Source organism: Rugamonas rubra, assembly GCF_900114705.1.
Lineage (GTDB): Bacteria > Pseudomonadota > Gammaproteobacteria > Burkholderiales > Burkholderiaceae_D > Rugamonas > Rugamonas rubra.
The window spans coordinates 110,697-131,940 of sequence record NZ_FOTW01000005.1; the positions used below are offsets into that span (position 1 = coordinate 110,697).

The following is a 21,244-nucleotide window of genomic DNA, read 5'->3' on the forward strand; positions in this document are numbered from 1 at the left end:
CTTAAAGAAAAATGAATAGGTGCGAAATAACTAAACTCTAGCGCCAGCTGCTGCCGGTCAACTCCGTCAACAGCGCGGCAACCTTGCTGCGGCTCACGTGGTAGCCGATGAACACCAGCTCCGAGCGCTTGCCGGCCGGCCGCGCGGCGTCGGCCTTGATGTCGATGCGCGCGCGCACGCCCTGCACCAGCAAGGCGCCCTGCCCCTCGCCGGTCTGCGCGAAACCCTTGCTGCGCAGGATGGGCTCGGCCATCGCCGCCTCGCGCAGCGCCGCCGCCAGCGTCGCGCTGCTCTGCGGCGCATCGCTGCGCAGCACAAACGACTGCCAGCCCGGGTCCTGCTCGTGGAAATGCTTGTGCGTGGCCAGACCGTGGCTGTGCGCGCCCAGGCCCGAGTGGGCGTGGCCGTTCAAGCGGCTCTGGCTGGCCAGCACGCCGGTCTGCGGCCCCGGCATCGCCGGCAGCAAGGTGTAGGCGTGCTCGTGCTCGGTGCGGGTCGGCTGATGCAGCCGCAGGCCCAGCGCCAGACGAATATCCAGCTGCGCCCGCCGCGCCAGCTCGAGGAAGCGCACGTTCGGCGCGCGCAGGCGCACCCGCGTCTCGGCCAGCAGCAGCTGCTCGTCGTCCAGCTCGTCGACCTTGTTGAGCACCACCACGTCGGCCGACTCCAGCTGGCGCTCGAACATCGCGGCCACCGGGTTGACGCCGGCGGCGTGCTCGAACTGGTCGGACAGCAGCAGCGGCGTGTCGACCACGGCGATGGTGGCGTCGAGGATGAAGTCGTCGGCCAGCGCCGCGCCTTGCAGCTGCTCCATCACCGCCGACGGCAGCGCCAGGCCGGAGGTTTCGATCAGCACGTGGTCGACGTTGGCGCGCCGCGCCGCGATGGCCAGCATGGTCGGCACGAACTGCTCGTCCTCACCGTAGGCGATCAGACCGTCGGCGAAGTCGTGGATGCGCACCTCGTCGTCGCCCACCGCGCCGTCGCGCACCAAGGTGCTGTCGATGGAGATCTCGCCGAACTCGTTGATGAGGATCGCCAGGCGTCGCGTTTGGCGCCGCTCGATCAGCCCGCGCAACAAGGTGGTCTTGCCCGAGCCGAGGAAACCGGTGACGATGGTCACCGGGATCAGCTTCTTCATGTTCATGCTGCGCCCACCGCCTTCAACTGCGCCAGCACCTCGGCGCTGCTGCCGGCCAGCGAGGGATACGCCAACTGCGGCCGCGCCACCACCACCAGCGCAATGCCCAGCGCGCGCGCGGCGTCGGCCTTGGCGCGGTAGCCGCCGGCGCCGCCGGAGTCCTTGCTCACCACGCAGTCGATGCCCCAGTCGCGCCATAGCGCCGTGTTGAACTCGGCCGAGAACGGCCCCTGCATGGCGCAGATGCGCTCGCGCGGCACGCCCAGCGCGATGGCGCGCTGGATGAATTCCGGCTCTGCCGTCAAGCGCACGAACCACTGCTTGTCGGCCGCGCCCGGGGCCTGCAGGAAGGTGGCCAGATCCTTCGACCCGGTGGCCAGGAAGATGCGCTGGCCGCTGGCGATGGCCCGTTCGGCGGCCAACTGCGGCGTGGCGCACAGGGCGCCGTCGGCGGCGTCGAACTCGCTGGCGCGCTCGAAGCGCACATATGGAATGCCCAGCTCGCGCGACAGTCCCATCAACTGCTCGGACATGCTGCTGGCGAAAGGATGCGTGGCGTCGACCAGCACCCGCGCGCGGCTGGCGCCCAGCGCCTGCCGGCGCGCCTCCACACCCTGCCGGCCGGCCCACACGGTCACGCCCGGGCAGTCCTTCAAGGCCAGCGCGCCGCCGTGCTCCGTCGCCGCCGACACCACCACCTTGCGACCGACGGTGGCGCCCAACTCGGCCGCCAGTTCGGCCGCCAGCGCGTTGCCGTCACTGGTGCCGGAGAAGACCCAGGCCGCGTCGTCCGGCATCGCATCACGCGGCGCGGTCGGCACCAGCGGCGCGCCTTCCGGCAGCGACCAGTCGTTGTAGCCGCGCGGCGTGTAGATGCTGCCGCGCTTGCGCTTGGTGAAGCGGTTGCCGACCACGATGGTGGTCAGCATGTCGAACTGCAGCGACGGCAGCTCGTCCAAACGGTGGATGCTGACCTGCTGGCCCGGCCGATAGGCGTTCTTCACCACGCCGCAAAGGGTATGCGGCGCCTTCGATTCGAGCATCAGCTGCAGCACGCGGTAGACGCCCTGCTGGCGGCCGGCGCTTTGCACGTTGTACATCACGCAGGCCAGGTCGGCCTGGGCGATGTGGCGGGCGCGGTGCTCGATCCACTCCCACGGGCACAGCAGGTCGGACAAGCTGAGCGTGGCGAAATCGTGCGACAGCGGCGAGCCAAGCAGCGAGGCGCAGGCGTTGGCCGAGGTGATCCCCGGGATCACGTTGACCTGGTAGGTGTCGTCCTCGCTCATTTCCTCGAAGGCCAGCGCGGCCATCGCGTAGATGCCGATGTCGCCACTGGAGATCAGCGACACGGTGGCGCCGCCGCGCGCCTTCTCGATCGCCAGCAAGGCGCGCTCGCGCTCCTGCGTCAGCGGCGGCGAATGGATCTCCTTGCCCTCGATATGTGGGCCGATCCAGCGCAGATACAACTCGTAGGCGACGATCACGTCGCTGCTCTCCAGCGCCGCGACGGCGCGCGGCGCGATCAAGTCCTCATATCCCGGCCCGACCGACACCAAATTCAGTACACCACTCATATTTCCATCCATTGATCTTGAACCACTGCGACGGCGACGCCGTCCAGGCTTGTTTTTGGAACCAGCAGGCGCCCGCGCGGACTGGCCACCAGGGCGCAGGGCTCGCAAACTCCGTCGAGTCCCACATTCTGTTTGACCCAGGCCGACGGCTGGCTGACCCAGGGCCGCGCCGCCAAGGTCTCGCGGGCGAACACCCGCAGCGGCAGATTGTGCTGCGCGCAAAAGTCCAGCAGACCAGGCTCGTTGGCCTTCAGGTCCACCGTCGCCACCTCGCGCACGTCGCCGATGGCGTAGTCGCCAAGGGCCAGCCGCACGGCCGCCTCGATGCGTTCGGCCGGCACGCCCTTGCGGCAGCCGATGCCCACCACCAGCGACTTGAGCGCCTCGGTCGCCGTGGTCACCACCGGCACCGCGCCGACAACGGCGGCGACGCGGTAGGCCAGCGCGTTGGCGCCGCCCTCGTGGCCGGCCAGCAGCGACACGGCGAAGCGGCCCGCCTCGTCCAACACCACCACGGCCGGGTCGCTGTGCTTATCCTGCGGCAGACCGTCGAGGAAGCGCACGGCGATGCCGCTGGCCGCCACCATCACCCACTGCGCGTGCTGGCGGTAGGCGGCGGCGAACTGCGCCTTCTGCGCCACATCCGCTTGCAGCCAGGGCCGGTACACCTGCCCGCCCAGCCGCTCGTGCAGACAGGCGGCCAGGTCCTCGCCCTCGGGCCGCACCAGCCAGACGCCGAGCGGCGCTGCCGTCGCAGACCCCTGCTCCGGCTCGCTCACGCCGCCGCCTTGGTCTTTTTCACCACCCGGAACAGGTGGGTGAAGTCCTTCGAGTACAGGCTCGATTCGGCGGCGGCCTCCTTGCCCAGCGCCGCGCCGACCAGCATCATCGTCGTCAAGTTCCAGGCGCCGCGCTTGGTATCCTGCAGCACCGTGCCCAACGTGCCCTGATAGATCTTCTGCTCCGGCCAACTGGCGCGGTAGACCAGCGACACCGGCGTCTCCTGCGGATAGTGCAGCGACAAATCGGCGACGATCTTCTTCAGGTGCGGACCGGACAGGAAGATGCACATCGTCGCGCGGTGCTCGGCCAGCCGGGCGATCGACTCCAGCTCCGGCACCGCAGAGGCGCGGCCGGACACCCGGGTCAAAATCACCGATTGCGACACCTCCGGCTTGGTCAGCTCGGACTTGATGGCGGCGGCCGCCGCCGTGAACGAGGACACGCCCGGCACGATCTCGTAGTCGATGCCCAGCGCGTCGAGCCGGCGCATCTGCTCCGCCGTGGCGCCGTAGATGGCCGGGTCGCCCGAATGCAGCCGCACCACGTCGCTGTTCGTCGCCTTGGCGCGCAGGTAGCAGGCCTGCTGCTGCTCCAGGTCCAGCTGGGCCGTGTCGATCAGTTCGGCGTCGGCGCGGCAGTGCTGCAGCATGTCGGTCGGCACCAGCGAGCCGGCGTACAGCACCATGTCGACGCGGCCCAGCAGGCGCGCGCCGCGCAGGGTGATCAAGTCGGCGGCGCCGGGGCCGGCGCCAATAAAGTAGACCTTCATATGCTTATCGTTCCTCTCGTGAAGCGCGGCGCACCAGCATGGTGGCCAAATATCCCATGGCGTCCTGCGCCACCAGGTCGTCCAGACCGGAAGCGAGCATCTCGCCAGGCAGGCCGATGCGGCGGGCGAAGGCGCAGTGTTGGGCGATGCCCATCTCGCGCAGCAGCGCCAGCACCCACGGCAGGCGCTGGCCGATCTTCATCAGCACCACAATGTCGTGCGTCTCGATGTCGCGGCGCAGCTCCTCGGCCGTCTCCGGGCACGGCAGGATCAGCACGCGCTCCTTGCCCTCGCCCAGCGGCCAGGACAAGGCCGACGCGGCGGCGGCGTAGCTGGTGATGCCGGGGAAGGTGCGCTGGCGCAGCTCCGGCAGGCGCGCCTGCAAGGCCGCCAGCACATAGCCGTAGGTCGAATAGGTCAGCGAATCGCCGATGGTCAGGTAGGCCACGTTGCGGCCGGCGCGCAGCTCGGCGGCGATCTGCTCGCCCAGCTGCGCGTAGTGCTCGCTGAGCACCGAGCGGTCCGGGTCCATATTGAATTCGATGTCGCGCAGCTTGGCCGCGTCGATCTCGACGCCGGCCAAACACTGCAAGGCGACCGAGGTCTCGATGCCGCGCGCCCGTGGCGCGTAGATCAAGTCGGCCTCGCGCAGCGCCTCCAGCGCCGCCAGCGGCACATAGCCCGCCGGGCCGGGACCAACGCCGACGCCCCAGAACATGCCGGGCATCGCCACTTCCTTCGGCGCGGCGCTCAAGCGTCCGCTCCCAGCGAGTTACCGGCCAGGTCGAACAGGCGCACCTCCAGCCGCCGCACCGACGGCACGCGGGCGTGCGCCAACTGGCCGACGCGCCGCTCGATCTCGACCCACAGATCGCGCGCACCCGCTTCATTCTTCATTCTTTCCATTGCTGCTTCCACTGTGTTTGCCTGCTCTATCTCTTGCACCAAATGGGGCGCATATCCACACTGCGCCGCGACGCGGGCCACGCCCGCCATCGCCATACTGCTTTTGCTCGAATGCGTGTCCCACACGCCGTCCAACACCTTGGCCAGCTTGCCCGGATGGCCGGCCAGCCACAGCACCTCCAGCTCGCGGCCTTCCTGCCGCAGCGCCGTCTCGGTGAAGTCGAGCGCGTCGCCGAGGAAGTTGGCGATCTGCACCGTGCGCCGTTCCGGCATGCACAGCACGTCCTTGGCATACTCGCGCCCGATCTTCCCCGGCAGGTAGGCCACGCTGGGCGCGTGGTCGGCCAGCGCCACCCGCACATACACTTCGATGGATGCGATCCAGGTCGACAGCGACATCGGCTCGACGATGCCCGAGGTGCCGAGGATCGAGATCCCTCCCAGGATGCCCAGCCGTGGATTGAAGGTCTTGCGGGCGATGACTTCGCCCTCCTCGCAGCCGATGGTCAGGTCGAAGCCCGTGTTCTGCGCCTCGGCCGGCGCCTCGTCGAGCACCTCGGCCACCGCCCGCCGCATCATCTGGCGCGGCACAGGGTTGATCGCCGGCTCGCCGACCGCCACGCGCAGGCCCGGCAAAGTCGCCGTGCCCACGCCGCGTCCGGCGAAGAAGCGCACCGCGTTCACGTCGTTGCGCCGCACCTCGGCGAAGATCGTCGAGCCGTGCGTGTTGTCCGGATCGTCGCCGCCGTCCTTCAGCACCTCGGCGCGCGCGCCGCCTTCCATCGCGTCCACCCGCTGGATCGGCACCATCAAATAGTGCGCGCCGTCGGGCAGCGTGACGGCGACGCGCTCCTGCCGCTCGTCCAACAGCAGCAGGTGTAGCGCCGCCTTCACCGCCGCCGTCGCGCAGCTGCCCGTGGTGCGCCCGCGCCGCAGGCCGTTCAGGGCCAGCAAGCTCAGGTCGAATTCGCTGCGTTCAGCCAGGCGCATACCCGGCGAGCTGGTTGACGGCGTCGATCATCATGCCGTTGACCACGCTGGCGGCCCACGGCGAACCGCCGCGCGTGCCGCTGTTGGTGATGCGCGGCACTTGCAGACAGCGCCGCAGCAGTTCCTTGGTTTCCCGCGTGCCGACAAAACCGACCGGCAGGCCGATCACCAGTTGCGGGCGCCAGCCATGGTCGCGGATCAGCCGCACCGCCTCGGCGATGGCGGTCGGCGCGTCGCCGATCGCCACCACCACGTCGTTGCCGTACTTTTCAAAGCCACGGCGGATGCCGGCCGCCGAGCGGGTGATGCCCAGCGCTTCGGACATCAGATGCGTCTCGCGGTCGTGCACGCCGCACCAGGTGTCCACGCCCAGTTGTTCGAGCAGCGCGCGTTTCAGGCCGGTCTGCACCATCGTCACGTCGGTCAGCACGCGCTTGCAGCGCAACAGCGCGCGGATGCCGATCTCCACCGCGCCCGGCGAGAAGTACATGTCGTCGACGGCGTTGAAGTCGCCGCTGGTGTGCACCAGCCGTTGCAACACCGTCAACTGCTCGACCGGGAACGGCGCCCAGTCGCGCCCGGCGGCGATGATCTCGAAGCTCTCCGCCTCGATCGGATGCGGCACGTAGGCGGCGAAGCGCTCCGAAGCGGCCGGCACATTGGCGGCGCCATCCTGCGCCAGCAGGCCGCGCACGGCCATGTGGTGGGCGCGCTGCGGCTCGCCCACCTGCTGCTCGAAGCCGACGATTTGCACGCGGTACTTGCACAGCGAGCAGTTCATCGCGGCGCGGCCGGCGACGGCCTCGCGGGCGCGTTCGATCATCACGTCGGCCAGCAGCGGATGCACGCCGAAGTAGCCGGCCTTGAGCACCTCGACGGCCGGCTCGCGCTCGGCCAGCTCGTCGGCCGCCGCGTAGATGCGCTTGACCAGCACGCCGTCGAACAGGAAGAACGGCAGCACCACCAGGCGGGCGAAACCCATGCGGGCGGCGGCGCGCAGCCCGTCCGCCACCAACGGCGTGGCGGTGCCGGAATAGCAGACGTAGACGCCGCCGAAGCCCATGCCCTCCTCCAGCATGCGCGCCAGCTTGGACACCTCGCCGTTGGCGTCCGGGTCGGTGGTGCCACGGCCGACCAGCACCAGGCAGGTGTCGGCGCGGCGCACCGTGGCCGAGGAAGTACCCTCGGCCTCGACGATGCGCTCCTGCGCTAGCTGCAGCAGCTTGGGATGCAGGTTCAGCGGCGCGCCGAAGTGGAAATCGATCTCGGGATAGTCGCGCGCCATCGCCTGCATTTCGGCCGGCATGTCGTTCTTGGCATGGCGCGCCGCCAGCAGCACGCCCGGCACCACGGCCAACTGGCGCGTGCCGGCGGCCAGGTTGGCCGTCACCGCCTCGGCGATGGTCGGGCTGGAGAACTCCAGATAACCATGGGTGACCACGTCCTGCGGCGCGCGCGCCCGCACCAGTTCCACCAGCGCCTCGAATTCGCGCACGGCGTCCGGATCGCGGCTGCCGTGGCCGGCGACGACGATGCCGGATTTGACCGGCGCCGCGCTGGCGTTCACGGCGGTACTGATTTGACCGCCGCTCATTTTGCCGGCGCCGTTTCAGCTTGGCCCGGCGCCGCCTCGATCTGGCTGGCCATCGGCGCCAGCGTGCGGATCAACATGATGCTCATGTCCGAGCAGCGGTGCTCGGCGCACTCGGCCAGGCTGCCGTGCCATTCGGCCTCGCCCCGGGTCAGGTTTTCCCACACCTCGACCCGGTGCTCGGGCGGGATGCCCTGCTCGATCAAATAGGCGGCGATATGCCAGGGCATGAAGGAGCGCGCCTCGTCCCACGGACAAGGAATCACGATGGCGTTGCGCTGGTCCTCCAGCACATGCACCAGATGGCGCTTGAACGGCGTCAGGTCGCCGCGCCGGTGGAAGGTGACGAAGGTGGTCTCGTCGAAGCACACCTTGGTGCGCGAGGCCAGGATCTGCGCCGACGAAATCCCCGGCAGCGACTCGACCGGATGGCCGCAGGCGCGCTCCACCCGCTCCAAGTATTGGAAACCGCTGAAGTGGATGTCGCCCATGAAGACCACCACGCATTTCTTACCGGCGTGGTGTTCGACGGCCACCTCGTCGAGCTTGGCGACCTGGTCGCGGTAGCCCATGGTGATGACCTGGGCCTCGGCCGGAATCAGGCTGCGCACCACGTTCAACACGGCGTCAAAGCCGGCCACCACGTCGGCGTCGCGTATCAATTGCGCGCCGCGTTGGGTCAAGTAAGCCACATCGCCGGGACCGGCACCGATACAAATAATCATACAAACTGCTCCTCGAATTGTTCTTGCTGCGGCGCTTGCCGTTTTAGCTGCGATGTCAGCTGCGATTGCAGTTGCGCTGCCACGCCGACCACGTCGCCGATGATGACGATGGCCGGGCTGCCGATGCCGGACAGGCGCACCCGCTCGGCCAGCTGGCCCAGCGGCGCCGCCACGCAGCGTTGCTGCGGCAGCGTGCCGTTCTGGATGACGGCGGCCGGCCGCGTCGGCGGCATGCCGGCCGCCAGTAGTTGTTCCGTGATGCCGGGCAGCTTGGCCACACCCATATAGATCACCAGCGTGCCGCCGGCCGCCACCAGGCCGGCCCAGTTGGGCGGCGTGTCGTTGCAGCCGTGGCCGGTCAGGAAGGTCACGCTGCGGGCGTGGTCGCGGTGCGTCACCGGAATGCCCAGCGCCGCCGGCACGGCCATGCCGCTGGTGATGCCGCTGACCACCTCGACCTCGACGCCGGCCGCCTGCAGGCACTGCACCTCCTCGCCGCCACGGCCGAACATGAAGGGGTCGCCGCCCTTCAGCCGCGCCACCGTCTTGCCGGTCAGCGCGTGCTCCAGCATCTGCTGTTGGATTTCTTCCTGCGTGGCCGAATGGCGGCCGCCACGCTTGCCCACCTCGACCACCTGCGCGCCGGGCGCGACAAAGCGCAGCACCTCGCGGTTGACCAGCGCGTCGAGCAGCACCACCTGCGCCTCGCCGAGCAGGCGCACGGCCTTCAGCGTCATCAGTTCCGGGTCGCCGGGGCCGGCGCCGATCAAATAGACTCTGCCCGGCTTCATACTGCCCCCAGTCGGGCGCGGATGGTCAGCACCAGATTGTCGGCCGATAGCTGCTCCAGCGTCAGGCACTCCGCGCCCAAGGTCTGCGCCAGCTGCGCCGCGCGGCCCAGCTTGAGGTAGCCGGTCTCGGTGTCGAGCACCAGCGCCGGCACGCCGCGTTCGGCCAGCAGCTCGGCCATGGCCAGCGTTTCGCGCCAAGGGTCGCCGCCCTCGGCCAGCGCCACGTTGGCCTTGCCGTCGGTGAGCAGCACCAGCAGCGGCGGCGCGTGGTTCGCGCCGCGTCCCAGCGTCTCCAACGCCAGCTGCATGGCGTGCGGCAGCGGCGTGCGGCCGCCGGTCGGCAGCTGGCTCAGGCCCTGCTCGGCGCGCTCCACGCTGCGTGTCGGCGCCAGCAGCAGTTGGGCCGACTGGCCTCGGAAGGAGATCACCGCCACCTCGTCGCGGCGCTGGTAGGCGTCCGTCAGCAGCGCCAGCACGGTGCCCTTGACTGCCTCCATGCGCCGCTGCGCCGCCATCGAGCCGGAGGCGTCCACCACGAACAGGATCAGGTTGGCGCTCTTGCCGACGCGGATCTGCTGGTGCAGGTCGGCCTTGGTCACGTTGAAATTGCCCGGGTCGCGCAGCGCCGCGCTGCGCAGCGTCGCGCCGACCGCCAGACTGCTCGGATTCTCGTCCGGTACGGCGCGCACCACGCGGCCGCGCACGGCGTTGGCGGCGTCGCTGCGCCGGCCCATGGCGTTGCGGCCGATGCTGGAGCTGGCCGCCACCGTCAGATGGGGCGCGGCGCCGCTGGCGCCGCTGGCGAACAGCTGTTCCGCCTGTTCCTGCTCGTCGTTCGCCGGGGACCGCGCCGCCTCGTCGTCGTGGTCGTGCTCGTCCTCGGCCTCGCCGTCGCTGGAGTCGTCGCCCTGCCCTTGTGCCTGTTGTTCCTGTTGTTCCTGTTGTTCAGCTTGCTTCTGCGCCTGGTTCATCAAGTCGTCCAGCTTGTCCTGGTCCAGACCCGGTTGTTCAAACGGCTTGCGGCGGCGACGGTGCGGCAGCACCAGCTCGGCGGCGCTGCGCAGATCGGCCGGCGTCACCTTCAAGCGGCCGTCCAGCGCCGCCAAGGCGCGCGCCGCCTTGTGCATGACGATGTCGGCGCGCAGGCTGGCCACCTCGAACTCGCAGCACAGGTGACTGATCAGATCGAGCATGGCGTCGTCCAGCTCCACCTGCGGTAGCAGCGCTTGCGCCGTCGCCAGTTGAGCGTTGAGCGCGTCCTGCTGCCGCTGCCACGCCGCAGCGTAGGCCAAGGGATCGGCCTCGTAGGCGATGCGGCGGCGCACCACCTCGGAGCGCACCGCCTTGTCGCGCGGCGCCGCCACTTCCACCATCAAGGCGAAGCGGTCCAGCAATTGCGGGCGCAGGTCGCCCTCCTCCAGATTCATCGTGCCGATCAAGGTGAAGCGGGCCGGGTGGCGTATCGACAGGCCCTCGCGCTGCACCGAGTTGACGCCCATCGCCGCCACGTCGAGCAGCACGTCGACCAGATGGTCGGCCAACAGGTTCACCTCGTCGATGTACAAAATGCCGCGATGCGCCGAGGCCAGCAGGCCGGCCTGGAACAGCTTGCCGCCGCCCCGCAAGGCGCTGGCCACATCCAGGCTGCCCAGCACGCGGTCCTCGGTGGCGCCCAGCGGCAGCGTGACGAAGGGCACGGCGGTCAGGCCGGCCGTGGCGCCGTCGGCGCGGCAGACCTCGCAATGCTCGCTCGGCGCCGCGCCGGTGCAGTTGAAGGCGCAGCCGGCGACGCGGTCGATGCGCGGCAGGATGTCCGCCAGCGCGCGCGCGGCGGTGCTCTTGGCCGTGCCCTTGTCGCCGCGTATCAGCACGCCGCCCATGCTGGGGTCCACCGCGCACAACAGCAGCGCCGTTTGCAGCTTGGGTTGGCCGACCACGGCCGCGAACGGGAAATTCGTGCTTCTCATCTTATCCATTGCGCGGCGTCTCGCCGCGCGCCTCCAACAGGGTTTCACTATTCAAGTACAGCTCGCGCAGCCGCTCCAGCGTCTCCGGGCGCGGCGCCTTCCACATGCCACGGCCGGCCGCCTCCAGCAGGCGCTCGGCGATGGCGTTCTGCGCCCACGGATTGGCCTCCTGTAGGAACTGCTGCATCTGCGGGTCGAAACCGTAGGCTTGCGCCACGTCCTCGTACATCCAATCGTCCATCACCTGCGCCGTGGCGTCGTAACCGAATAGATAGTCGACCGTGGCGGTCAGCTCCAGGCCGCCCTTGTAACCGTGGCGCTGTATGCTGTTCAGCCATTTCGGGTTGACCACGCGCGAGCGGAACACCCGCAGCGTCTCTTCCTTCAAGTCGCGCACCTGCGCCCGCGCCGGATCGTGGCTGTCGCCGAAATAATGGCGCGGCTGCTGTCCACTCAGGGCGCGGATGGTGGCGATCATCCCGCCGTGGAATTGCAGGTAGTCGTCACTGTCGAAGATGTCGTGTTCGCGGTTGTCCTGGTTGTGCAGCGCCACCTCCACGCCGGACAGGCGCAGCTTGAAGGCGTCGCGCTGGTCCACGCCCTGCGCGCCGCGCGCGTAGGCGTAGCCGCCCCAGTTGACGTAGGCCTCGGCGAAGTCGGCGTCGGTCTCCCAGTTCTTGTGCTGGATCAGCGGCAGGATGCCGGCGCCATAGCTGCCCGGCTTGGCGCCGAACACCCGGTAGGCGGCGCGCTGTTCCGCTTCCTCCTGCGGCAGTCCCTGGCCGATCCAGTCGCCCAGCTCGGCCAGATAGTGCTTGCGCACGAAGTTGTGCGTCAACGGCTCGTCCAGTTGGATCACCGTGTTGACGGCCTCGTCGATCAGGTCGATCAGCTGCGGGAAGGCGTCGCGGAAGAAGCCGCTGATGCGGGTCGTCACGTCGATGCGCGGACGCTTCAACTCCTCCAGTGGGATCACCTCGACGCCGCTGACCTGCCGGTTCTCGGCGCGCCAGACCGGGCGCACGCCCAGCAGCGCCAGGATCTGCGCCACGTCGTCGCCGTGGGTGCGCATCGCGCTGGTGCCCCAGATGCTGATCGCCACACTCTCCGGATAGGCGCCGGTCTCGCGCTCGTGGCGCGTCAGCACCTCGTGCGCCAGTTGTAGGCCGACGCGCCAGGCCGACTGCGACGGCACGCTGCGCGGATCGACCGAGTAGAAATTGCGCCCGGTCGGCAGGATGTGCGCCATGCCACGGCTGGGCGAACCGTTCGGACCGGCCGGCACATACTGGCCGGACAGGCCGTTGAGCAGGTTGTCGATTTCGTCGGTAGCCAGGGCCAGGTTCGGCACCAGCTCGCGGCAGGCGAAGCCGAGCACGCTGCGCAGCGCCTTGAAGCGGCTGGCGCGGTCGCCTGCGGTCTGGACCACGGCGATGGGCACCGTCTTGAGCGCTGCCGCAGGACGTGCCGGCAGTATGGCGCGCGGTTTTCCCATTTGTGCCAGCAAGGTGCCGCCGCCGGTTCGCATGGCCGGCTGAAGCAAAGGCTTGGCGATGGCGTCGTCGGCATCGAGCTGGCCGAACACTTGATCCAGGACGGCGTCGATGCGTTCGGCGGCGTACTCGGATTCGCGCAGCTCGACGAACAGCTTCAGGCACAGGCTGTCGATCGCTTCGAGCGCGTCGGCGCGCGTGACCACTGCGCGCTCGGCGATGCGGGCCAGCGAAGGCACCACGTTGACGCGGCGGCCCTTCTGTTCGAGCAGCATGGTCAAGTCAAACCCGAACAGGCGGGCGACTTCCTCCTGCAAGCCGGGCACGTCCTGATTCGGCAGGCGGGTCAGCGAGACCAGCATGTCCGGCAGCTGTTCGTGATCCGGGCCGCGTCCCAGGATGTGCAGGCCGTCGCGGATCTGGGCCGAGCCCAGTTCGCACAGATAGCCGTCCAAATCCTCGATCAAGTGGGCGACATCGGAGCCGCCCATCGCCGCCAAGGCCGCCGGCAATTCGCCTTCGTGTTCATGGTCATGGTCGTGATCGTGGTCATGACCGTGATGGCCATGGTCGTGTCCATGGTCGTGCGCGTGCGCGTGCGCGTGGCCGTGGTCATGGCCATGATCGTGCCCACCCTCGTGGTCATGATCGTGATGCAGCAAGCGCGCCTGCAAATCCGCGTCCAAATTGGTCTGCTTGACCAGCTCCCAAATCTGCTGCTGCAACAAGGGCAGCTTGGACGGGTCGAGCACCTCGACCTGATAATACTCGTCCACCAGCTGCGTCAGCTGGGCCAGCGCGCCGTAGGTGTCGGCGGTGGTCATCGGCGGCGTCAAATGGTCGACCACCACCGCGTGGGCGCGCCGCTTGGCCTGCGAACCTTCGCCCGGATCGTTGATGATAAACGGGTAGAACAACGGCAGATCGCCCAACAGCGCGTCCGGGAAGCAGTTCTCCGACAGCCCGACGCCCTTCCCCGGCAACCACTCCATGGTGCCGTGCTTGCCGACGTGGACGATGGCGTCGGCGCGCCACTCCTCGCGCAGCCAGCGGTACAGCGCGTAATAGTGGTGGGTCGGCGGCAGGTCCGGCTGATGGTAGATCGCGTCCGGGTCCATGCCGTAGCCGCGCGGCGGTTGCAGCGCGACGAAGGTGTTGCCCAGCTCGATGCCGGCCAGCGCCAGATGGCCGTCGTGGAAGTAGGCCTCGCCCGGCGCCTCGCCCCACTGCGCCACCATCCGCTTGCGCATGTCCTCCGGCAGATCGGCGAACCACCCGGCGTACTGCGCCGTCGGCACCCTTCCCGCCGCGTTGGCCAGCTGCTCGGCGCTCAGATAGATATTGTCGTAGGAGCAGCGCGCCACCAGCTCGTGAATCAGCGTCGTGCCGTCCTTCGGCAGCGTGCCGACGTCGTAGCCGGCCAGGCGCATCGCCTCCAGTATGCGCATCAACGAGGCCGGCGCGTCCAGCCCGACCGCGTTGCCGATCTGCGAGGCCTTGCTGCTCGAATTGGTGAACATGAAGGCGACCCGCTTGCTCGCGTTCGGCGTCCGGCGCAGCTGGGCGAAGCGCGCGGCGATGCCGGCCACCCGCGCCACCCGCTCGAACACCGGCTCGTACTCGATCACCTCGCTCGGCATGCCCGCCGCGCGCGCCTTGAACGAGATGGGCACGGTGATGATGCGGCCGTCGAACTCGGGCAGCACCACGTTCATCGCCGCGTCCAGCGGATTCATGCCGCGCGCCGACTGCTGCCACTGCGCCAGCGTCATGCCGCTGGTGATCGCTTGCAGCACCGGCACGTTGAGCGTCTCCAGCACGCCGACCGACCAGCCGGCCGGGGTCGAGCCGCCGGCGGTGATTTCGCCCATGGCGAAGGAGGTGGTGTTGATCAGCACGTCGACCAGCGTGCCCTCGGCGCCACGGAAGTAGCGCAAGGCGCTCGGTAGCGCGCCCGCCTCGTCCGCCCCGGCGCGCAGCGACGAGGTGAACACCGGCAGCACGTTCATGCCGCGCTTTTCCAGCGCGTCGAGCATGGCGTCGACGAAGCGGGTGTTCCCGCTCATCCAGTGGGCGCGGTAGAAGACGATGCCCACGCTGGGTTTGTCGGCCGCGCGCATGGCCAGCCAGTCGGCCGTGTCCGCGCCGGGCGCCAGGTCGGGATGGTAAATGCCGTGCTCGGGCAGCTTGTGGGCCGGCTCGAAGCCGAAGCCGGTCAACAACAGATGGTCGGACAGGTAGCGCAGCAACTGGGCCAGGTTGGCGCTGCCGCCGGCCTGGAAGTATTCGAGGCAGTGGCGCAGCACGTCCGGCGCCACCGTCGACACGGCCGCCAGCTCGGGGTCGGCCTCGCCGGTGCCGCTGATGGCGATCAGGTGGACGCCCCGGCGGCGCGCCTGGCCCACCAGCTCGGCCACGCCCGGTACGCTGCCGAGCCGCCCCAGCACGCGCAGGATGACGACGCGGGCGGCCGACAACTCGCCGGCCAGCAGCGCCGTCATCTCGCTGTCGCTGGACAGCGGCTGCAAATTGATGCCGTTCAGGGAGGGGAACTGCGGCGGCAGCTGGGCCAGCGCGTGGTGCAATACGGTCAGGTCGTTCGAGGCGTGGGTAAGCAGAACAATCTGCGCCTGGCCTGCTGGTGTTTCGGACATCTTATTCTTCCGCTGGACAGGTGTCGCCTTCGCCTAGGCGATGGAAAATCAAATCGGTGACTTCTTCATCGCCGAGCAGGTGCTCGGTGACGATGCGCTCGACCGCCGCCTCGTCGACGCGGTTGTACCAAACGCCCTCCGGGTAGACCACCAGCACCGGCCCCTGCGCGCGGCAGGCGACCATGCAATGGGTGCGGGTGCGCTTCACGCGGAGTTCCGGCAAGGCGTCGATCTTCTCGCCCATCAATTCGAACATGGCCTGGGCGCGCTCACCGTTTTCGGTGCAGCGCGGCCCCACGCACATGAACACGTGGCGTGTGTGGGTTCTCATGCGCTCAGTTGAATTTCTTGAAGAAGAAGCCGGACAGCGCGCCCAGCGCCAACCAGAACACGGCGTTGGCGAAGGCGGTGGCGTAGATGAAGGACTGCGCCAGCTCGGCCGGCGCGGCGCTGGCGTGCACCAGCGGTTGCGGCGCGCCGACCAGATGCGGCACCAGCAGCATGGCCACACCGGCCAGCTTGAGCGGCCAACGCGGCGCCAGCGCCAGCAGCGCCAGGCCGCCGGCCGTGGCGGCCACGGTCAGCAGCCACCACACTTGACGCGCGCCGAGCGGCGCGGCGGCGGTGCCCGGCACCTCCGGCGGCAGGCCCAGCGACGGCGCCAGGAAGAACACGGCGTAGCCGGCCGCGCCCCACAACAGCGCGCCGCGCCAACCGTGGCTAACGCCGCGCAGCGTCATCGCGGCGCTGAGCAACAGGCCGAAGGCCACCGCCATGCTGATGTTGGCCAGCGCGCTGAAGAAGGTGCGCTCGGCGCCGTTCTCCGGCTTCCAGCCGCCGTGCTCGTGGCCGTGCTCGTGCTCGACCGGCCCGGCGTGCGCTTGCGCGCCCACCGAACCGTGCGCGTGCCCAGCTGCGGCGCCGTGTTCGTGCACAGCGGAGGCCACATGCTCGTGCGCCTCTGCGGCGGGGTGCTCGTGCGCGACCTCCGCCTTGAGTTCCTGCACACCGTCGGCATGCTGCTGCGGCGCGGCGATGGCGGCGTCCGCCGCAGGCTTGAGCTCGGCCTTCGCCTGCGCGTCCTCGTAGGTCTCGGCCTGCAGGATGATCGGCGCCACCTGCAGGCTTTGCAGGCCGGTCAGCACCAGGCCGGACAGCAGCCCGGCGGCCACCGCCGTGCGCACGATGCGGTTGAAAGGACTGGTCTTCGTCATGCGATCGCTTTGCTTCAATGGCACGGGAAGCCCGCCGAGTGGCGCCCGTCGTGGGCGGCGTTGTGCAGCGCCTCCATCGGCGAGAAGGCGGCGCCGTACAGCAGGGCGACGGCCAGCGCGCTGGCGAACAGGGCCGGCAGGACTTTGTCCTTGGCGACGGACGTGGCTGGGGCGGAGGTGTGATCGACGACGGCGGAGGCGTGAATTGACATGATGTCCTTCCAGAAAGCACAAATACCAGCCTGGACGGCACGACGAAAAAACGCGCGCGGCGAGCGGGACTGGAACAGGGATCTATACCGGGAGGACCAACAAATGTGGGTGCGCAACGCTGCAAACCACCTGGATCGCCCTCCGCGATACAAACGTTTATGTTCAGTTTCAGGCTGGTCTCCGGACTCTTGAAGCGATCTCCCTGGGGAGATCAAAACCCGCGCCTTCCCATGGTTGAACACAGTGGCGTAATGCGGGTTTTCGATTCAAATACCGTTGCGGGGGCAGTGCCGGAATTGTTTTTCGTCGAAAAACTTACCGGCTTCCCATTTCACCACCCGGACGATCATCCGGGCAGGACCTGAAACAATGTTGCAAGGTTGCGATTGTATTCACGAAACCCTTGACTGGCAAGACAATTCCAACCGAAGCGGGCGGCGCCGGCCGGCCGCCCCCCCGCCGCCCCCGGTGGCTCTCGGTGGCTCTCAGTTGCTTACTCCTGCGGGCAGCGCACCAGTCCGGCGCCGAAGTCGAACGGGTCCGAGCCGTCGACCATGCCGGCCGTGCTCGCCATGCCGGCCAGCTTGGACATCAGCTGGAAGCCGTTCAGCCGGCCCGCCTGGTTCAGCTTCTGCGCCCACAGCGCCGCCACCCCGGCCACGCAGGGCGTGGCCATGCTGGTGCCGCTCATCGCGCGCAGGCCGCCGCCGGCCGCCGCCGACACGATGTTGACGCCCGGCGCGCTGACGTTGACGCCGGTGTTGGAGAAGTTGGCCACCTCGAACCGGGCGCCGTGCTGGCCCAGCGCGCCCACCGACAGGATGCCCTGCGCCACCGCCGGCGGCGCCACCGCCACCTCGTAGTCCGGATCGATCTTGCGCTTGCTCTCGTTGCCGCCGGCGGCCACCACGATGGTCGCCTGGGCGCTCAACTCGTGCGCGCTGATCAGCGCCGACAGGCTGTCGAACAGGCGCGTGCTGGCGCGGTAGCCCTCCAGCGCGCGCGAGGTGGCCAGGTCGGCCGGCATGCCGGAGTCGACCAGGGCCTTGACGTAGCCGGGGAAGTCCATCCCCAGCGACATGGAGATGATGTTGGCACCCTCGTCGACCGCCCACAGGATCGCCTGGACGATGTTGTCGCTCGAGCCGCTGCCCTGGCTGTCGAGCACCTTGCCGATCAGCGCCTTCTTGACGCCCGGCGCCACGCCGATCGGCACGCCGCCGACCGGGCGGCCGAAGGCGATGCCGGCGCAGTGGGTGCCGTGGCCGTGGCCGTCGCCGTCGCCCTCGCCGGTGAAGTCCCGCTGCACCAGCTCGACGCCGGCGAAGGCGGCGTGGTTGGCGTCGATGCCGGTGTCGAGGATGGCCACCACGATGCCGTCGCCGTCGAACGGCGAGGTGTCGGCGCCGACCGCCGGCAGGCCCCAGGCGACCTGGGCGCTGGCGCCGGTCACGCTCTCCGACGACACCGGCGCGATCAGCCGCATCGGCATCACCGGCGCCACCGCCACCGTGTCGGCCTGCGCCGCGATCAGGCGCACCTCCTTGCGCTCGACGTTGTTGACCTCGGCGGTGACGTTCAGGCCGGGCGCGCCGGCCTGCGCCATGGGCATGCCGAGCACGCCGGCCACCGGCCCGCCCCACAACTGGTCGCGGGTGGGTGAGGGTTCGCGGCGCAAAACGATGAAATCGGATTTCATTTTCTTCTCCTGTAGGAATCGCACTGTGCTGGAAGGAATCGGTTGTCAACAAACTGACCGATCCATGCTACGCAGCTGGCGCCCGCAGGCTTTGCGCGAGCGCACAGTTGCGCGCCGACGCGGTGGATTCGTCAGGCCAGTTCCGGGTCGCCCAGCATGGCCACGACGAACTTGCCTCCGAGACAATCAGAAACGCGCCTTCATCCGCAGGCCGATGGTGCGCGGACGCGCCATGAACAAGGTGTCGCCCGGTTGGATGGCGATGCCGTTGGTCGTCACGTCGTTGACCTTGTTGCCGTTGCTCAGGTTGCTGCCGAACAGGCCCAGCTCGTAGCCGCGCGTTTTATAGGTCACGGTGGCGTTGACGGTGTTCGACGACGGAATCTCCGAGTAGCCGCCCTGCTCCTTGGCAAAATTGGTGTAGGCCTTGCCACGGTAGGCGTAGCTGGCGGAAATGCCGATCTCGTCCGTGTCCCGCACCGGCACGGCGTAGCTGAACGTCGCGCTGGCTGCGACATGCGGCGCGTACGGCGTGCGGCTGCCGGCCGGGATGTTCTGCGCGGCGATGCCGGTCAACACCGTGTGCTTGGCGTAGGCGTCGTTGTAGGAGGCGCTCAGGCCGAGCGAGGCGCGGCGCGTCAGCTTGAACGCCGTCTCCAGCTCCACGCCCTGGCTGCGCAGCTTGCCGGCGTTCTGCGTGAAGTAATAGGTGCAGGGCAGCTTGTTGAACACCTGCACGTCGCTCCACTCGATCAGGTAGGCGCTGACGTTGAGCGTCATGCGCCGGTCGAGCAGGGTGTTCTTCGAGCCGAGCTCGTAGTTCCACAGGCTGTCCGGGGCGAAGGTGGACGGCGCGTTGACGCCGCAGAAGTTGAACGGCACCGGCTGGTTGTTGCCGCCGTAGCGGAAGCCCTTGCCGGCGGCGGCGTACAGCAGATGCTCGGCGTCAACATGGTAGGCGGCGGCGAAGCGCGGGTTGGCGCCCTGCGCCGTGGCGCTGCTGCGGCTCTCCTCGGGGGTGCCGACCGGCACCGCCGGGCTGGCGCCGACCAGGTTGCCGAACAGGCCGGTGAAGCGCAGGTCGAAGTCCTGCGTGCCACGGAACAGGCGCAGGCCGGCGGTCAGGTCGAGCTTGTCCCACACGGTATAGGTGGCCTCGGCGAACAGGGCCGCCTGGCGCGACTTGGCGTGTTGCAGGCCGGAGAAGAAGTCGTCCGGGCCGAAGGCCAGGTCGTTGCTCTGCGAGTTGTAGCCGGGGAAGTTGTGCGTGGCGGCAAAGCGCGCGTCGAAGCCGGCGGTCGGCTCGTCCTGGCGCGTGGCCCGCTTGCCGCTCTCGAAGAAGGCGCCGGCGGTCCACTTCAAGGGCCCGGCGTCCTTCGAGTTGAGGCGGAACTCCTGGGCGAAGTCGGTCACCGCGTTGCCGATGGTGTAGGCGGCCGGCATCAGCGGCGCCTTGCCGCCGAAGATGAAGGCGGTGGCCGGATACTGCGCCGAGGTCAGGTACAGGGTGTCGCGGTGCAGGTAGGAGGTCGACGAGACCAGCTGGGCGCGGCCCAGGTCGTAGCTCAGCGCCAGGTTGTACAGTTGCAGATTGTCGTTGCTGGTTTGTGGCAGCAAGGCGATGGTGGTGAACGGCGCCAGGCCGGCGTAGGCGTCGTTGACGCCGCCTTTGACGTTGGAAGCGGTCACGCTGGCGTCCACCAGCAAGTCGGCCGAGGCGCGCAGGCGCATAGCGGCGCGGCCCTGGTTGGTCGAGACGGCGTTGGTGGTGGCGCCCGTCAGCGCGTTCCGGATGTAGCCGGAATCGTTGCCGGTGTAGCCGGTCAGGCGCAGGCCCAGCACTTCGCTCTTCAGCGGCAGGTTGAGCATGCCGCGCAGATTGTGGTTGTTGCCGCCGAAGCCGGAGGTGCGCGAGCCGACCGCCTCGACCGAGCCGAACAGCTCGTTGGTGTCCGGCTTTTGGGTGATCTGGCGCACCGCGCCGGCCATCGCGCCGGCGCCGAACAGCGTGCCCTGCGGCCCCTGCAGCACCTCGATGCGCTCCAGGTCCAGCACCTTCAGGTCGGGATTGCCGGACTTCAGCGTCACCGGCATGTCGTCGACATACACCGCCACCAGCGACGCGTCCTGGATCTCCGACGGCACGATGCCGCGCACCACCAGGCCGCGCATGGTGATGTTGTTGACGCCCGGGGCCTGCTCCTGCACGCTCATGGCCGGCACCAGGCTGGCGATGTCGCTCAGGTTGCCCAGGCCGAACTTGGCCAGGCTCTCGGGCTTGAGCACGGTGACGGCGGCCGGCACCTTCTGCACGTCGACGGTGTTGGCGGCGCGGGTGGCGGTCACTTCGACCCGCTCGATCTTTTCCGAGTTGGCACCGCCGCCGGCCTGCGGCGCTGGCGCCGACACTTGCGCCTGCGCCGCGCAGATCACGCCGAGCGACAACACCACCAAGGCGCCATGGCCAATCAAATGCTTACCCATCAGTACTCCCTCAAATATTGTTATCGTGTTTTTGTTGCGCGGGTACAGTTGGCGCGGCGGCATTGTATGCGGCCCGGGACCAGCTTGGCAGCATTGTTTTGCAAATGGGCGGACGGCGCGGAAAAGTACAGGCAACCATACCTGGCTTGCCCACGAAGAGAAACAAACTTGCATGATTGAAATCCTCCGGGCACCTGCCGCAGCCGTCGGCATCGGCGCCCGCTACGCTTCCGCACCATTTTGGCAC

Annotated in this window: 16 protein-coding genes and 1 riboswitch; all 16 genes read right to left on the minus strand. The window is 68.7% G+C overall.

Translation table 11 applies throughout. From position 1 onward, the window contains the following. Positions 1-37: 37 nt before the first annotated feature. The 16 genes from BM252_RS03025 to BM252_RS03100 all read right to left on the minus strand — a co-directional run bounded on the left by BM252_RS03025 (position 38) and on the right by BM252_RS03100 (position 20,997). Complete coding sequence (locus BM252_RS03025; RefSeq protein ID WP_093384193.1) at positions 38-1,141, minus strand: CobW family GTP-binding protein; 1,104 nt, start codon at positions 1,139-1,141, stop codon at positions 38-40. A gap of 2 nt (positions 1,142-1,143) precedes the next feature. Further along, complete coding sequence (gene cobJ / locus BM252_RS03030; RefSeq protein ID WP_093383510.1) at positions 1,144-2,718, minus strand: precorrin-3B C(17)-methyltransferase; 1,575 nt, start codon at positions 2,716-2,718, stop codon at positions 1,144-1,146. After that, positions 2,715-3,497, minus strand: a complete 783-nt coding sequence (locus BM252_RS03035) for a cobalamin biosynthesis protein (protein ID WP_093383512.1) — start codon at positions 3,495-3,497, stop codon at positions 2,715-2,717. Before BM252_RS03035 ends, cobJ begins: the two co-directional genes overlap by 4 nt. Next, on the minus strand, positions 3,494-4,270 hold the full coding sequence (gene cobM, locus BM252_RS03040) for a precorrin-4 C(11)-methyltransferase (RefSeq protein WP_093383514.1): 777 nt from the start codon (positions 4,268-4,270) through the stop codon (positions 3,494-3,496). Before cobM ends, BM252_RS03035 begins: the two co-directional genes overlap by 4 nt. A 4-nt stretch (positions 4,271-4,274) precedes the next feature. Next, a complete protein-coding gene (cobI, locus tag BM252_RS03045; RefSeq protein ID WP_425442257.1) occupies positions 4,275-4,997 on the minus strand; it encodes a precorrin-2 C(20)-methyltransferase in 723 nt (240 codons plus the stop codon). Positions 4,998-5,020: 23 nt separating this feature from the next. Next, complete coding sequence (gene cbiD, locus BM252_RS03050; protein ID WP_093383517.1) at positions 5,021-6,166, minus strand: cobalt-precorrin-5B (C(1))-methyltransferase CbiD; 1,146 nt, start codon at positions 6,164-6,166, stop codon at positions 5,021-5,023. Further along, on the minus strand, positions 6,153-7,760 hold the full coding sequence (locus BM252_RS03055) for a precorrin-8X methylmutase (RefSeq protein ID WP_093383520.1): 1,608 nt from the start codon (positions 7,758-7,760) through the stop codon (positions 6,153-6,155). Before BM252_RS03055 ends, cbiD begins: the two co-directional genes overlap by 14 nt. Further along, positions 7,757-8,482: a cobalt-precorrin-7 (C(5))-methyltransferase gene (locus BM252_RS03060; protein WP_093383523.1), complete on the minus strand. Its 726-nt coding sequence runs from the start codon at positions 8,480-8,482 to the stop codon at positions 7,757-7,759. Before BM252_RS03060 ends, BM252_RS03055 begins: the two co-directional genes overlap by 4 nt. Then, positions 8,479-9,273, minus strand: coding sequence for a uroporphyrinogen-III C-methyltransferase (gene cobA / locus BM252_RS03065; protein ID WP_093383526.1), 795 nt, complete (start codon positions 9,271-9,273; stop codon positions 8,479-8,481). The genes BM252_RS03060 and cobA overlap by 4 nt, the downstream gene beginning before the upstream one ends. After that, on the minus strand, positions 9,270-11,240 hold the full coding sequence (locus BM252_RS03070; RefSeq protein WP_093383528.1) for a putative cobaltochelatase: 1,971 nt from the start codon (positions 11,238-11,240) through the stop codon (positions 9,270-9,272). The genes cobA and BM252_RS03070 overlap by 4 nt, the downstream gene beginning before the upstream one ends. 1 nt (position 11,241) lies before the next feature. Next, a complete protein-coding gene (locus BM252_RS03075; RefSeq protein ID WP_093383531.1) occupies positions 11,242-15,387 on the minus strand; it encodes a cobaltochelatase subunit CobN in 4,146 nt (1,381 codons plus the stop codon). 1 nt (position 15,388) lies between these two features. Further along, complete coding sequence (locus BM252_RS03080) at positions 15,389-15,718, minus strand: (2Fe-2S) ferredoxin domain-containing protein (RefSeq protein ID WP_093383534.1); 330 nt, start codon at positions 15,716-15,718, stop codon at positions 15,389-15,391. Between the two features lie 4 nt (positions 15,719-15,722). Beyond that, entirely contained in the window at positions 15,723-16,601 is an 879-nt protein-coding gene (locus BM252_RS03085) for a CbtA family protein (RefSeq protein ID WP_093383536.1), read from the minus strand. Between the two features lie 14 nt (positions 16,602-16,615). Next, positions 16,616-16,813 (minus strand): CbtB domain-containing protein, encoded by a 198-nt coding sequence (locus BM252_RS03090; RefSeq protein WP_093383538.1) that lies wholly within the window; start codon positions 16,811-16,813, stop codon positions 16,616-16,618. Between the two features lie 155 nt (positions 16,814-16,968). After that, a riboswitch (cobalamin riboswitch) is annotated at positions 16,969-17,194 on the minus strand. Positions 17,195-17,307: 113 nt separating this feature from the next. Continuing rightward, a complete protein-coding gene (locus BM252_RS03095; RefSeq protein WP_093383540.1) occupies positions 17,308-18,513 on the minus strand; it encodes a S8 family peptidase in 1,206 nt (401 codons plus the stop codon). A gap of 186 nt (positions 18,514-18,699) precedes the next feature. Further along, positions 18,700-20,997, minus strand: coding sequence for a TonB-dependent receptor (locus tag BM252_RS03100; RefSeq protein WP_174900400.1), 2,298 nt, complete (start codon positions 20,995-20,997; stop codon positions 18,700-18,702). Positions 20,998-21,244: the final 247 nt, after the last annotated feature.